Consider the following 12443-nt stretch of genomic DNA (forward strand, 5'->3'; position numbering starts at 1 on the left):
CTTTTATTTTTACGCCTTCCGGCAGATACTATCCTAAGTATTGTTTTACGCACAATTGTTACAAATCCAAAACATCCTTCATCGTGAAAACGCCTGTTTTTCCGGCAATCCATTCCGCGGCGATTACAGCTCCAAATGCAAATCCTTCGCGACTGTGCGCTGTATGTGTAATCTCAATCGAATCGATTCCCGACTCGTATTTTACGGTATGTGTCCCGGGAACATTTTCTTCACGTAAGGCTTCAATCGCAATGTCATTTTCCTTCGCCTCCGTTAATGTCCAGTTTTTATAACCCGAATTTTCAATAATGCCTTTGGCCAGAGAAATCGCCGTGCCACTCGGTTTGTCTAGTTTCTGCGTATGGTGGATTTCCTGCAAAGATGCTCTGTATTGCGGAAATTTTGCCATCATTTTCGCCAGGTGATCATTCAGTTCAAAAAATAAGTTCACGCCCAGGCTGAAATTCGAACCGTATATAAAAGCACCGTTTTTCTCTTTGCAAAGCGATACCATGTCCTCATATCGTTCCAGCCAGCCTGTAGTTCCTGAAACCACAGGGATATTGCGTTCAATACAAGCGGAAATATTGCTTACGGCTGCATCGGGAATACTGAAATCAATCGCCACATCGGCCAATTCCAGTCCGTCAAAAGTATCGTTACTGCCTTTACGCAGCACAATCCCATGGCCGCGCTCCAAAGCGATGCGTTCGATCACTTTGCCCATTTTACCATATCCCAAAAGTGCTATTTTCATCAGAATTGATAGTTTAGGGACAGGCCTACATTGTGCCTGTAATTGATATCCGTTGGATAATAATCAGGGCGCAGTGATAAATTGTCATTAACATTAAACTGCAATAAATGTGCGTCAACATTAGCGTCTACAATATTCAGCACATAAATCCCGACGGTGATCAGGAAGGATAAATCGCGGTTACGCTGGAATGTTTTTTGGGCATTCAATAAAGTAGCTGTGCTGTACTGGCCGTCAAATTCGTCTTTTCCGCCAGCAAGCCTGACTTTATATGCATCGCGGAAACGATGGTATTTTTTGTTATTGTCTGCAAAAAAGTAAATCCCGGTTCCCAATGCGCCATACACGATAGGGATTTTCCAATAGCGTTTGTTATACGCCTGCCCGAGGCCAGGAAGTATGGCAGAATAAAACGCGGCTTTCGCTGGTGCCAATGGATTGATGGGCTTTCGTTTCACGGTATCAGCCATAATCAACACGTCATTCTGCTTTTGCTGCGCAGACAAAAAGATGCTGAACAACAGGCAAAAGGACAATATGGTAATCCTGCGGAACACTAATTATGCAGTAATTTAAGGATGCGGTTGAAATCTTCTTCCGAATGGAATGGGATGGTAATTTTCCCTTTACCGTTTCCGGCCATTTTTACCTCGGCTTTGGTGCCAAAATAATTGTTAATGGTTTTCTGCTGCTCATCGGCAATGGCAAATGCAGCGCCTTTGGCTTTAGCGGCAGGTTTCGGTTTCAGGCTTTCCTGATAACTTTTGACCAAGGCTTCTGTTTCCCGGACAGAAAGATTCTGGCTTACGATTTTCTGGTAAATGTCCGTCTGTACATCAAGATCTTCAATATTGATGATGGCGCGGCCATGTCCCATCGAGATAAAACCATCACGGATTCCTGTCTGGATGATCGGATCCAATTTCAGCAAACGCAGATAATTGGCAATCGTGGAACGCTTTTTACCGACGCGGTCACTCATCTGTTCCTGTGTGAGCTGGATTTCGTCAATCAGCCTTTGATATGATAAAGCGATTTCAATAGGGTCAAGATCGTGGCGCTGGATGTTTTCCACCAAAGCCATTACAAGCGATTCATTGTCGTTGGCAATACGTATGTATGCAGGAACTACAGCCAGTCCGGCAATTTTGGAAGCCCGTAAACGGCGCTCTCCTGAAATCAACTGGTACTTGTTAAAATCTAATTTCCGTACGGTAATAGGCTGGATAACACCAAGTTCCTTGATCGAAGTGGCGAGTTCCTGTAGTGATTCCTCATTGAAATTGCTACGCGGCTGGAATGGGTTGATCTCAATCGCATCCAGTTCCAGTTCGATGATATTGCCAACAACCTTGTCGGCATTTTTATCGTCAACCGATTTAATATCATTATCAGGATCCTTAAGCAATGCCGATAATCCCCTTCCTAATGCCTGTTTTTTTATCGCTTTGGTCATGATTAGCTGTTTTTCTTGATGATTTCCTGCGCCAGGTGCAGGTAATTCGTAGCGCCTTTACTCGTGGCGTCATAATTGATGATGCTTTCCCCGAAACTCGGTGCTTCACTCAGTTTTACATTACGCTGGATCACAGTATTGAAAACCATATCGCTGAAATGCTTCTGTACTTCCTCAACTACCTGGTTGGATAAACGCAGGCGTGAGTCAAACATCGTCAGCAGCAAACCTTCAATATCGAGCGACGGATTGTGGATTTTCTGAACGCTCTTGATGGTGTTCAGAAGTTTCCCAAGCCCTTCCAATGCAAAATATTCACACTGGATCGGGATTACCACAGAATCTGCGGCGGTCAATGCATTTAAAGTCAGCAATCCCAATGACGGCGCACAATCAATCAGTATATAATCGTATTGGTCTTTAATGCCTGCCAATGCCTGCTTGAGCATGTATTCGCGATTTTCCTTGTCAACGAGTTCGATTTCAATCGCTACAAGATCGATGTGTGCGGGAATGACAGAAACGTTCGGTGCAGTACAGGCAATAATCGCCTCTTCCGGCGTATTGCTGTGTTCCAGGATCTGGTAGGTCCCGATGGATATATTTTCAATGTCGATGCCGAGGCCCGAACTTGCATTCGCCTGCGGATCAGCATCGATAAGTAATACTTTTTTTTCAAGTACCCCGAGCGAGGCGGCCAGATTCACAGAAGTCGTCGTTTTTCCGACGCCGCCTTTCTGGTTGGCAATGGCAATAATCTTACCCATTTAAGTTTCAAAATTTGGAGCGGTAAAAATACAATTAATTATGGGTTTATCAAGGGGAAATGATTTGAAAAATTAGAAAATTAGATAATTAAAAAATGCTCTCGAAACGCAGTAAAACATTGCTTTTTAAAAAGGTTTTTAGGCGTTGCCTGCGGCCCGGGCTGTCCGCTATATCTTTTTCTAACCTTTCAGGATTAGAAAAAGGATGCCGCTTCCATCCCTAACGCAAACGCGCGTTTAGTTACACGAGTTGCAACATTATCTAATTTCCACATTTTCTAATTCGATTTCTTTGCCTTAATCATCGTCTCGAGTATATCCCACATTTCTTCCGGAATCGCTTCCAGCAGGTTGAATTGCCCCGCGCCCTTAAGCCATTCGCCACCATCAATCGTGATAACTTCGCCATTTACATAAGCCGAAAAATCAGAAACCAGATACGCAGCAAGGTTCGCCAGTTCCTGGTGGTCGCCGACACGTTTCAAAGGCACTTTTTTCGCCATATCGAATTTTTCCGCCAGATCACCCGGCAACAACCGGTCCCAGGCGCCTTTGGTCGGGAAAGGGCCGGGAGCAATGGCATTGGAGCGGATGCCGTATTTCGCCCATTCCACAGCGAGGCTTCGGGTCATGGCAAGCACGCCGGCTTTGGCAGTGGCACTCGGAACGACATAAGCAGAGCCTGTCCAGGCGTATGTTGTGACGATATTCAAAATGACATTGTCGGTTTTTTTGGTATCAATCCAATGCTTCCCGAAGGCCAGCGTGCAATTTTTACTTCCTTTCAGGACGATATCGATAATGGTATCAAATGCGTTTGCCGACAATCTTTCAGTAGGCGAAATGAAATTCCCGGCGGCATTGTTCAACAATACATCCACTTTCCCGAATGCCGCAATAACCGAATCAAGCATGTTTTCAACCTGCTTGTAATCGCGCACATCACATTGCAGGGGAAGGCATTTAGCTCCGCTCCGTTCGGCTCCGCCTCGGGTTCCTCCGGTTTCACTTTCAAGTTCTGATGCCGTTTTTTCGAGCTTTGATAAATCACGCGAGGTGATGGCCACATTGGCACCAAGTTCGAGGAAGTATTTTGTCATTGCCTTGCCGAGTCCGCTTCCGCCGCCGGTAACCACAATTACCTTATTTTCAAGCGCACCGTCGCGCAGCATTTTTTTTGAGAAGTCCATGGGTATACGTTTTTGGCTAATATAACAAATTAACAGCAACAATTAAATGAAGTCGTGGATATCAAATTTAATAGAAATGGTTATTTTGCAGCCCAAACAAAAACAAGTAAAATGAAAAAAGTATTCCTGCTCTCCGTCCTGTTCTGTAGTGTTACCGGCTTCTCCCAAAAGATGCGTTACGGCGCCCTGATGGGTATGAATGCATATGATATTGAAGTGAGCGGACCACTTATTGCAGGCGGCGGGCTCAGTGGCCTTAACGTCGGGGGATTCATGGATTATCAGTTCAGCACCCATTGTGGACTGAAGGTGAATATGATTTTTAACCAGACTACTGAAACCGATTATGGTCCGTTGGAATCCGGTACTTTTTATGAACTTTTCGATGAGGCGAAACTGACCACCTTGCAATTCCAGCCTTTAATAAAGTTTGATGTCAATAAAGTGTACGCCAAAGGTTTTTACCTGCAGGGCGGGTTTAATATGGTCAATGTGCTGAGTGCGAAGGATGATGAAGGGACATCCGTGAAAAGCTTCTATAATAGTTCAAGTATCAGCGGTATGTTTGGCTTCGGGGTAACATTCCTGAAGCATTATAGTTTTGAACTTATGGGAAGTTACAGCCTGACCAATACGATTGGGTACCCGGAAAGCAAAGCTAAAAACATAGGGGCTTATACGAATCTGGTGATTGATATTGAATCTTTCCTGCACAAATAGTTTTCATCTCCAATAAAAATGTATTTTAGTGATTCCCAATCAGTAACATTAAAACCCAAACAAATGAAAACAATGAAACAGTTTCTTGTGGCCATATTGATGATGATGGCTATGTCAGGTTGCAAAAGCGCACAAACTCAGGCCAACGCATCTGGTGATGGCAGTTCATATGAAAATGCAGTTGTTGTGAAAAGCGTAGGCGAGGAATATGCATTTGTCAAAAGCAAGTGTACCGGATGTAGGGTCACTTCACAAGCTCTTTCCAATAAGGACGGGAAGTATTACGATGTGCTGTATGTCAGTACGGCTGATGGTAAAGAGGTAAAATATTTTTTTGATATTAACAGTTTTTATGGAAATTGGTAATGCATTTAAAAATGCAAAAGTTAAGTAGTGCATCATCGACGTGTACTCATTTCAAAAATAACGCTATGAAAAAAATCATACTGTTAACAGCAGCTTTTCTCACGCTCTGCCTGTCTTCCTGTTCTTCGGATGATGACACTCAGGAAACGGCACTTTTTGCGATTCCCGTCGTTAAATCGCTGGATGAGATCCGGAATGCGGTTTCGATTTCTGCCGCAAGGCAAACCCATTCTGACGGTAAAATCTATGTTTCTGAAAAATACCTTTTTTATATTGCAAAAGAGCAGGGCGTACACATCTTTAACAATCAAAATCCGTCGGCACCTGTCAATATTGCTTTTATCAACCTTGAAGGCGTTCATGATATTGCCGTAAAAGGGCATTATTTGTATGCTGACAATTTTGTCGATCTGCTTGTTTTCGATATAGCTGACATCAATAACATTACATTGGTCAAAACGGTTGAAAATGCCATCGAATTTGTTCCTGTTTTCCCTGCTCATGCTTCGTTTTATGACTATACGATCCAACCCGGTACAGGCGAAATCATCGTAGGATATAAAGCGGAAACACGCAATGTCCCGAAGCAGTACCTGAATTTGTATGAAGATGCGATGGCTGAGGCTACCGGCGGCGCGAACGGTATCGGTACCGGTGGGTCTTATGCCAAATTCCAGATCAATGATAATGCTTTGTACACTACCGATGCATATGCATTGAATGTTTTCAATATTGCTGTACCGGAACAAACCGTTTTTGACAAGAAAGTCTATATGGAGCAATGGTTTGGCGGTGGGATGTTCGAAACGCTTTTTAAAAGGGATGATTTCCTGTTTGTGGGTTCCACCAGCGGCATGTTTGTAGTGGATGCTACGGACGAATTCAACCCGACGTTCATTTCCGGCTTTTCCCATGCTACGGCCTGCGATCCGGTTGTGGTTAACGGAAATCTCGCTTACATCACCGTAAGGGGTGGTACCAGCTGTGGCGCCATCGAGGACCAGGTGAATGTGATTGATATTACAGACATGAACAGCCCGACGTTAATTTCAACTACACTGCTCGAACAGCCTTACGGTTTGGGAATAAAAGAAAATACGCTCTACATTTGCTGCGGAAACCAGGGCCTTAAAGTCTTTGATGCAACCAACAGCAACGCACTTTCACTGGAAAACACCTACACAGGTTACCTTACTGATGTGATCCCGATGGATTCGCACCTGATTGCCGTTGGCCCGAATAAGATTGAGCAATATGCATATGGTGATCATTTCACGCTGGTGCCCATCAGTACCGTGAATTTTTAAATAAAAGCCATCCGGGAGGGTGGTTTTTTTGCTTCAGTTTTGCAGCAAAGCGAAGCTTTGATTCAGGCCTGGTGTATTTGTCCAAAAAATAAAAAACCAATCCTTAGAAAAGGATTGGTTTCCCGGTCGGGATGACTGGATTCGAACCAGCGACCCCTGGCACCCCATGCCAGTACGCTACCAGGCTGCGCTACATCCCGAAAGTGGATTACAAATATATTTTAATTTTTGAGTTGATGAAAGGCAATCTTGTGACTGACCTTATTATTTTGCATCATATTCCGAAACGCATTAATTATATTTGTCGGAAACCTAAGCGTACAATATGTTCAATATCATTAAATTACTTTTTAAAGGTGCCCTTGCAAAAAAGGAAACCATTACTTTCAACGACACGCGATTGGGGAAACTGACCTGTGAATTCACGGCTGATGAAAAATATTTCTTTTGGGACACTCAAATTACATCAATCAATAAAAATGGTAAGGAAACCGCCATCACGGTTGATGGTACCCTCCACAGTCCCGATATGAAAGGACTTGAAAGGATTTACTGGGCAATCGATTCTATTGAAATGATTCTTGACGCCGCGCAGCAGGAAGCTTCAAAAACCTATCCCGGCAAAGTGCTTAACATCAGGCGTGATTTTTACGTTGAAGATATTTCTACTTACCTGCCCGATGGTGATGACGAAAGCGATGTTGAGATCGAACTTGATTCTGATGAATACGGATTACTGACAATAGAATTCAAAGAAGGAAAATTCTTTGCAATCGATTATATAGAATAACAGTTTTACATTGTAGATTTCCTAAAAATCCTTTTCGTTCCCATCATCACTGCCACTGCAACAAGCCCGACAGCAATTCCCAAAAGTAATTCCGTTAGCATTGTGGGCAGGTCAGGCAGGAAATGGTGGAAGTAATCAACATTGTGCATGAATATTCCGCCTGCAACCAATATCAGCGCGATGGTTCCTACGACAGACAGCATTTTAATAATCATCGGCAACAGCCAGACGAGGAATTTCCCCATTTGGTATAAAAATCCTGAATTGTTGCTTTTTCGCATCAGGTGGTAACCCGCATCGTCCATACGTACAATCAGCGCAACCAACCCATAAACTCCAATTGTGGCAAGTATGGCAACGATGGTTACCGTCGCGATTTGTGTTGTTAAATCCTTATCCAAAACCGAACCCAGCGCAATGATTACGATTTCGACGGAAAGGATAAAGTCGGTAGTGACCGCAGATTTTACCTTAGCCTTTTCATCATCAACAGCATCTTCCATGTGCGCGTCGGTGGTGTCGGGAGCGTGGCGTTTGTGAAAAAAATATTCGATGATTTTCTCAACGCCTTCATAAGCGAGGTAAATCCCGCCCGAAATCAATGCAAACTTGATTGCTATCGGGAAATAATAGTTCAAAAGGAACGCTATGGGAAGGATGATGAGCTTGTTAAGGAATGATCCTTTTGTAATGGCCCATAGAACAGGCAATTCCCTGCTGGCAAGGAATCCTGTGGCCTTTTCAGCGTTGACGGCAAGGTCGTCGCCTAAAATCCCTGCTGTTTTCTGGGTTGCAATCTTACTGCTGACCGCGATATCGTCCATTAAGGCTGCGATGTCATCCAGAATTGCAAAAAAACCTCCTGCCATGTTTAATTATGAATTACGAATTGTTAATAATGGAGTGCGGGTTGATATTTCCGAAGTAAATTAAAGTTTTAACATCATTTTTTTAAATAATATTTACTCCCCAATCAAGATCTCCAAAATCTTTATCGCCGCCTCACTGATTTTAGTCCCTGGCCCGAATACCGCCACGGCACCTGCATCAAACAAATATTGGTAGTCCTGTGCAGGAATAACACCGCCTACAATGACCATGATATCTTCACGACCGTATTGCTTCAGCTCGGCAATCACCTGCGGGACTAATGTTTTATGGCCTGCTGCCAATGAGGATACGCCTAATATATGCACGTCGTTTTCCACGGCTTGTTTCGCAGCTTCTGCAGGTGTTTGGAACAATGGGCCAATATCCACATCGAAACCGACATCGGCATAGCCGGTAGCGACCACTTTTGCACCGCGGTCATGGCCGTCCTGACCCATTTTTGCAATCATGATCCTTGGCCTACGTCCTTCCGTTTTGGCAAACGCATCGGCAAGCTGCTTCGCTTTGGCAAAGCTTTCGTCGTTCTTGATTTCTTTACTATACACGCCGCTGAATGATTTGATTTGTGCCTTATATCTTCCGAAAATGGTCTCCAGTGCATCGCTGATCTCGCCCAGCGTTGCCCTTTCGCGTGCTGCGGCAACTGCCAGTTCAAGCAGGTTTCCGCTTCCCGTTTTCGCAGCATTGATGAGTTGCGTTAATGCCATCTTTACTTTATCATTGTCCCTTGAAGCCTTGATTTGGTCAAGCCGTTCCACCTGTTGTTTGCGTACCATCTGGTTGTCGACATCAAGGATGTGCAACGGATCTTCTTTCTTTAAACGGTATTTATTCACGCCAACGATTACGTCCTGTCCGCTGTCAATGCGCGCCTGTTTCCTGGCCGCCGCTTCTTCGATACGCAATTTCGGGATGCCGGCTTCAATGGCTTTGGTCATGCCGCCAAGTTCCTCAACTTCTTCAATTAATGCCCATGCTTTTTCAGCGATTTCCGCCGTAAGCGATTCCACGTAATAACTGCCGGCCCATGGATCGACGGTTTTAGTGATTTTGGTTTCTTCCTGTAAAAAGATCTGTGTATTCCTTGCAATACGCGCGGAGAAATCCGTGGGCAAGGCAATCGCTTCGTCAAGCGCATTGGTGTGCAGCGATTGTGTACCGCCAAAAGCAGCAGCCGCGGCTTCAATACAAGTGCGCGCGACATTATTGAACGGGTCTTGTTCCGTTAAGCTCCAACCGGAGGTTTGGCAGTGCGTGCGCAGCGCAAGTGATTTTTCATCTTTCGGGTCGAATTGCTTTAATAATTTAGCCCAAAGCATCCTAGCAGCACGCATCTTCGCAATCTCCATAAAATGGTTCATGCCAATGGCCCAGAAAAAAGACAGCCTTGGGGCGAATTCGTCAATATTCATACCGGCTGCGAGTCCGGTGCGGATGTATTCCAATCCGTCGGCAAGCGTGTAGGCGAGTTCTATATCTGCAGTAGCGCCTGCCTCCTGCATGTGGTAGCCGGAAATCGAAATCGAATTGAATTTCGGCATTTTTTTGCTTGTAAAATCAAAGATATCCGCAATGATTTTCATCGATGGGGCAGGAGGGTAGATGTAGGTATTGCGTACCATAAACTCTTTAAGGATGTCGTTTTGGATGGTACCGGAAAGTTGTTCGGGTGTTACGCCTTGTTCTTCCGCAGCAACGATGTAAAACGCCATAATGGGCAGTACAGCCCCATTCATGGTCATGGAAACCGACATTTCATCCAATGGAATCTGGTCGAAAAGCAATTTCATATCTTCAACGGAATCAATAGCCACTCCGGCTTTACCAACGTCCCCAACGACACGCTCATGATCAGAATCATAACCGCGGTGCGTGGCAAGGTCAAACGCAACAGAAAGTCCTTTTTGCCCTGCGGCGAGATTCCTTCGATAAAATGCATTACTTTCTTCGGCAGTTGAAAAACCCGCATATTGCCTGATGGTCCAAGGTCGGCGGACATACATCGTAGCGTATGGTCCGCGTAAATTCGGTGAAAAACCGGCCCCGAAATCAAGATGCTCCAGGTCGGAAATATCATTTTCTGTATAAGTAGGTTTGATTTCAATACCTTCTGCAGTCAGGAAAGGGCCTGAGACATTCTGTATTTTACTGGACCCTGGATCCTGAACCTTGTTGCCCAAATTGATATGGCTTACATCCTTCCGCATTATTTCTCCACAATTTTAAAGGTCCATTTTCTTGTAGTATAATTTGAATTCACTGCTTCAAGGACCCCGGCGCCAATGGTTGCCCCGGATCCGGCAACAAAAACCAGGAAAGCCGCATTGTTTCCGGCGGTAGCTATGGCAATAGAAGTGGCAACGGTTGCCAATCCCGCGAAAAGTACTACGGTTTTTACAGTTCCGAGCACTTTAGGTTGCTTTTTAATGCTTTGAAGGCTATCCAGAGCAATGGAATGATCGCCGATTTTCAATGTACCGTTATCGGAAAACGTAAGCAACCCGACGTGTTTTTTATGGTCGAGCGTACGTGCTTTTACACGTTCGTTTTCGGTGAATGTTTTGGTTTTGCCGCTTTTGGTATTCGTAAGCTCTATGGCATGTTGCTGTGAAATTGCAGCGAATGAGATAAAGCAGGTTATAAGAAGTACGATGTTTTTCATGAGTTTTCAGTTTCAGTATCGAGGCGTTCCTGCTCAATTTTTTCGGCAAGGCGCTTTTCGATGATCGGGGTGAGTAATGTTTTGCGTGGTTTTATTTTGACGAAAGGGAACAATTCGAGTTCCTGCTTCATCCTGTCGTTTTTATTCGGATATTTGTTAGTGCCTAAGAGGACTTCCTTGCCTGAATCAAACAATTCCTGCTCGCGCGCGGCACTTTCATTGATTTTTTTATTTATCGTGCCATCGGAAAGTTGTTTCAAAAAACCTCCTGCAGCTTCGATTTCCTTGAACAATGTCAATGCTTTTTCTGCCAGTTGCTGGGTCAGGCTTTCGATGTAATAACTGCCATCAGCGGGGTTTTCGACTTTATCAAAATAACTTTCGTGCTTCAGGATCAGCAATTGGTTCCTCGAAATCCTTCCCCCGAATTCATTGCCTTTATGATATAGTGCATCATACGGCATATTCGAAATGGCATCAGCGCCACCGGCAATCGCAGCCATACATTCGGTTGTAGTACGCAGCATGTTCACGTTATAATCGTAAAGCGTTTTATTTCTTTTGGAAGGCGTGGCGATAATATGGCAGCCGGTTTCGATCCCATACTCTTTGGCGACCAAATCAAATAAGATACGCAAAGCCCTGAGTTTTGCAATTTCGAAAAAGTAATTCGACCCTATCGAAACCTGGAAAACAGGCGGTTTGGAAATATCCGGGATATGGTTGAAATATTCATTGGCATGCGACAGGGAATAGGCAAGTTGTTGCACAATATTAGCGCCTGCATTTTGATACAAACCTGCGTCAATACTAATAATGGACATGTGGTCGTGATCCGGCAATGCTGCAATTGCCTTAAAATTGTCCTTTCCGGGGGTGTCAATCCAGTTACCCTCTTTGGCAAGATGGCCGACGGGATCAATGAGACAATAAATCTGTGCCTTTTTGTCTTTGGCGAAAGCCGCAACCTTTTCGATAAAAACATCGGAAATAAAAGAAAGGCTAAGATAAACCGGCGTCGTTTCAAGCGGTAAAGCCGAAAGCAGTTTCTCAATCTCGGTATCGGCGGACGGAATATGAAAACGCAGGCTTTCCGCGCCACGGCTCAGGCAATCCAGTGCCCTTGCGATGGATTTCTGCAATTCAAAAACAAAAATATCTTCGCAGATTGAAAATCCTTCCGCGCTTTTAGGCTGCAGGATCGCCGTTCCTTCATCAATATGGTAAAAAGGTTTTACCTTAATGCCTTCCGGGCTTTCCCAGACGAGCGTTTCATTATAGTCGGCGCCGCGAAGCTCAAACTGGATCTGTTGCTTCCATTGCTTTGAAGATACCGGCCCGAAGGTGTTAAATAATTTAGGTTTTGTCACGCAGTAATTCGTTTAGTTTCCTTTAAAAAGAAGCGTTATTTGAGGAACGAAATTTAATTAAAAAAAACGGAATGGGCTTACTTTGCGAATCTGATAATTTCGTGAAAGCTTTTGCTTGATTTTAAATTTGCGGACCTTTTGTCTATAAAAAACGTTTCAAATAAAAG

The 12443-nt window shown here is 44.3% G+C and carries 13 protein-coding genes and 1 tRNA gene; 4 read left to right on the forward strand and 10 right to left on the reverse strand.

The genetic code is table 11. The annotated features are described in order from the left end of the window. Nucleotides 1-58: 58 nt before the first annotated feature. The 5 genes from dapB to HYN49_RS08035 all read right to left on the reverse strand — a co-directional run bounded on the left by dapB (nucleotide 59) and on the right by HYN49_RS08035 (nucleotide 4170). Nucleotides 59-757, reverse strand: coding sequence for a 4-hydroxy-tetrahydrodipicolinate reductase (gene dapB / locus HYN49_RS08015; RefSeq protein ID WP_108903636.1), 699 nt, complete (start codon nucleotides 755-757; stop codon nucleotides 59-61). Continuing rightward, nucleotides 757-1314, reverse strand: a complete 558-nt coding sequence (locus tag HYN49_RS08020) for a DUF5683 domain-containing protein (protein ID WP_108903637.1) — start codon at nucleotides 1312-1314, stop codon at nucleotides 757-759. Before HYN49_RS08020 ends, dapB begins: the two co-directional genes overlap by 1 nt. Then, nucleotides 1314-2213, reverse strand: coding sequence for a ParB/RepB/Spo0J family partition protein (locus HYN49_RS08025; RefSeq protein WP_108903638.1), 900 nt, complete (start codon nucleotides 2211-2213; stop codon nucleotides 1314-1316). Before HYN49_RS08025 ends, HYN49_RS08020 begins: the two co-directional genes overlap by 1 nt. A 2-nt stretch (nucleotides 2214-2215) precedes the next feature. Further along, a complete protein-coding gene (locus tag HYN49_RS08030; protein ID WP_108903639.1) occupies nucleotides 2216-2980 on the reverse strand; it encodes a ParA family protein in 765 nt (254 codons plus the stop codon). 278 nt (nucleotides 2981-3258) lie between these two features. Beyond that, nucleotides 3259-4170, reverse strand: coding sequence for an SDR family oxidoreductase (locus HYN49_RS08035; RefSeq protein WP_181368931.1), 912 nt, complete (start codon nucleotides 4168-4170; stop codon nucleotides 3259-3261). A 111-nt stretch (nucleotides 4171-4281) separates the two neighbouring features. Here HYN49_RS08035 and HYN49_RS08040 point away from each other — a divergent pair, with 111 nt between their 5' ends. The 3 genes from HYN49_RS08040 (at nucleotide 4282) to HYN49_RS08050 (ending at nucleotide 6563) form a co-directional block, all read left to right on the forward strand. After that, the gene (locus tag HYN49_RS08040; protein WP_108903640.1) at nucleotides 4282-4890 is read left to right on the forward strand and encodes an outer membrane beta-barrel protein; all 609 of its coding nucleotides are present in this window, start codon (nucleotides 4282-4284) and stop codon (nucleotides 4888-4890) included. 63 nt (nucleotides 4891-4953) lie between these two features. Continuing rightward, nucleotides 4954-5256, forward strand: coding sequence for a hypothetical protein (locus tag HYN49_RS08045; RefSeq protein ID WP_146185067.1), 303 nt, complete (start codon nucleotides 4954-4956; stop codon nucleotides 5254-5256). Nucleotides 5257-5321: 65 nt separating this feature from the next. Beyond that, on the forward strand, nucleotides 5322-6563 hold the full coding sequence (locus tag HYN49_RS08050; RefSeq protein WP_181368932.1) for an LVIVD repeat-containing protein: 1242 nt from the start codon (nucleotides 5322-5324) through the stop codon (nucleotides 6561-6563). A gap of 126 nt (nucleotides 6564-6689) precedes the next feature. Here HYN49_RS08050 and HYN49_RS08055 read toward each other — a convergent pair. Then, nucleotides 6690-6763: transfer RNA gene (locus tag HYN49_RS08055), tRNA-Pro, on the reverse strand. Nucleotides 6764-6888: 125 nt separating this feature from the next. On the opposite strand from HYN49_RS08055, the gene HYN49_RS08060 reads away from it, so the two are divergent. Then, nucleotides 6889-7353 (forward strand): hypothetical protein, encoded by a 465-nt coding sequence (locus HYN49_RS08060; protein WP_108903643.1) that lies wholly within the window; start codon nucleotides 6889-6891, stop codon nucleotides 7351-7353. Between the two features lie 5 nt (nucleotides 7354-7358). Here HYN49_RS08060 and HYN49_RS08065 read toward each other — a convergent pair whose 3' ends face one another. The 4 genes from HYN49_RS08065 to HYN49_RS08080 form a co-directional block, all read right to left on the reverse strand. Further along, on the reverse strand, nucleotides 7359-8222 hold the full coding sequence (locus HYN49_RS08065; RefSeq protein ID WP_108903644.1) for a DUF808 domain-containing protein: 864 nt from the start codon (nucleotides 8220-8222) through the stop codon (nucleotides 7359-7361). Nucleotides 8223-8315: 93 nt separating this feature from the next. Continuing rightward, nucleotides 8316-10451: a methylmalonyl-CoA mutase gene (gene scpA, locus HYN49_RS08070; protein WP_108903645.1), complete on the reverse strand. Its 2136-nt coding sequence runs from the start codon at nucleotides 10449-10451 to the stop codon at nucleotides 8316-8318. Beyond that, nucleotides 10451-10906, reverse strand: coding sequence for a hypothetical protein (locus tag HYN49_RS08075; RefSeq protein WP_108903646.1), 456 nt, complete (start codon nucleotides 10904-10906; stop codon nucleotides 10451-10453). The genes scpA and HYN49_RS08075 overlap by 1 nt, the downstream gene beginning before the upstream one ends. Further along, on the reverse strand, nucleotides 10903-12276 hold the full coding sequence (locus tag HYN49_RS08080) for a methylmalonyl-CoA mutase subunit beta (RefSeq protein ID WP_108903647.1): 1374 nt from the start codon (nucleotides 12274-12276) through the stop codon (nucleotides 10903-10905). The genes HYN49_RS08075 and HYN49_RS08080 overlap by 4 nt, the downstream gene beginning before the upstream one ends. Between the last annotated feature and the right edge of the window lie 167 nt (nucleotides 12277-12443).

The sequence above is a fragment of the Flavobacterium pallidum genome (assembly GCF_003097535.1).
GTDB lineage: Bacteria > Bacteroidota > Bacteroidia > Flavobacteriales > Flavobacteriaceae > Flavobacterium > Flavobacterium pallidum.

Bases quoted from the DNA above. Each gene is read 5' to 3' on its own strand.
- HYN49_RS08040 (WP_108903640.1), top strand. From the start codon at position 4,282: ATGAAAAAAGTATTCCTGCTCTCCGTCCTGTTCTGTAGTGTTACCGGC.
- scpA (WP_108903645.1), bottom strand. From the start codon at position 10,451: ATGCGGAAGGATGTAAGCCATATCAATTTGGGCAACAAGGTTCAGGAT.
- HYN49_RS08025 (WP_108903638.1), bottom strand. From the start codon at position 2,213: ATGACCAAAGCGATAAAAAAACAGGCATTAGGAAGGGGATTATCGGCA.
- HYN49_RS08065 (WP_108903644.1), bottom strand. From the start codon at position 8,222: ATGGCAGGAGGTTTTTTTGCAATTCTGGATGACATCGCAGCCTTAATG.
- dapB (WP_108903636.1), bottom strand. From the start codon at position 757: ATGAAAATAGCACTTTTGGGATATGGTAAAATGGGCAAAGTGATCGAA.
- HYN49_RS08035 (WP_181368931.1), bottom strand. From the start codon at position 4,170: ATGGACTTCTCAAAAAAAATGCTGCGCGACGGTGCGCTTGAAAATAAG.
- HYN49_RS08045 (WP_146185067.1), top strand. From the start codon at position 4,954: ATGAAAACAATGAAACAGTTTCTTGTGGCCATATTGATGATGATGGCT.
- HYN49_RS08030 (WP_108903639.1), bottom strand. From the start codon at position 2,980: ATGGGTAAGATTATTGCCATTGCCAACCAGAAAGGCGGCGTCGGAAAA.
- HYN49_RS08060 (WP_108903643.1), top strand. From the start codon at position 6,889: ATGTTCAATATCATTAAATTACTTTTTAAAGGTGCCCTTGCAAAAAAG.
- HYN49_RS08050 (WP_181368932.1), top strand. From the start codon at position 5,322: ATGAAAAAAATCATACTGTTAACAGCAGCTTTTCTCACGCTCTGCCTG.
- HYN49_RS08075 (WP_108903646.1), bottom strand. From the start codon at position 10,906: ATGAAAAACATCGTACTTCTTATAACCTGCTTTATCTCATTCGCTGCA.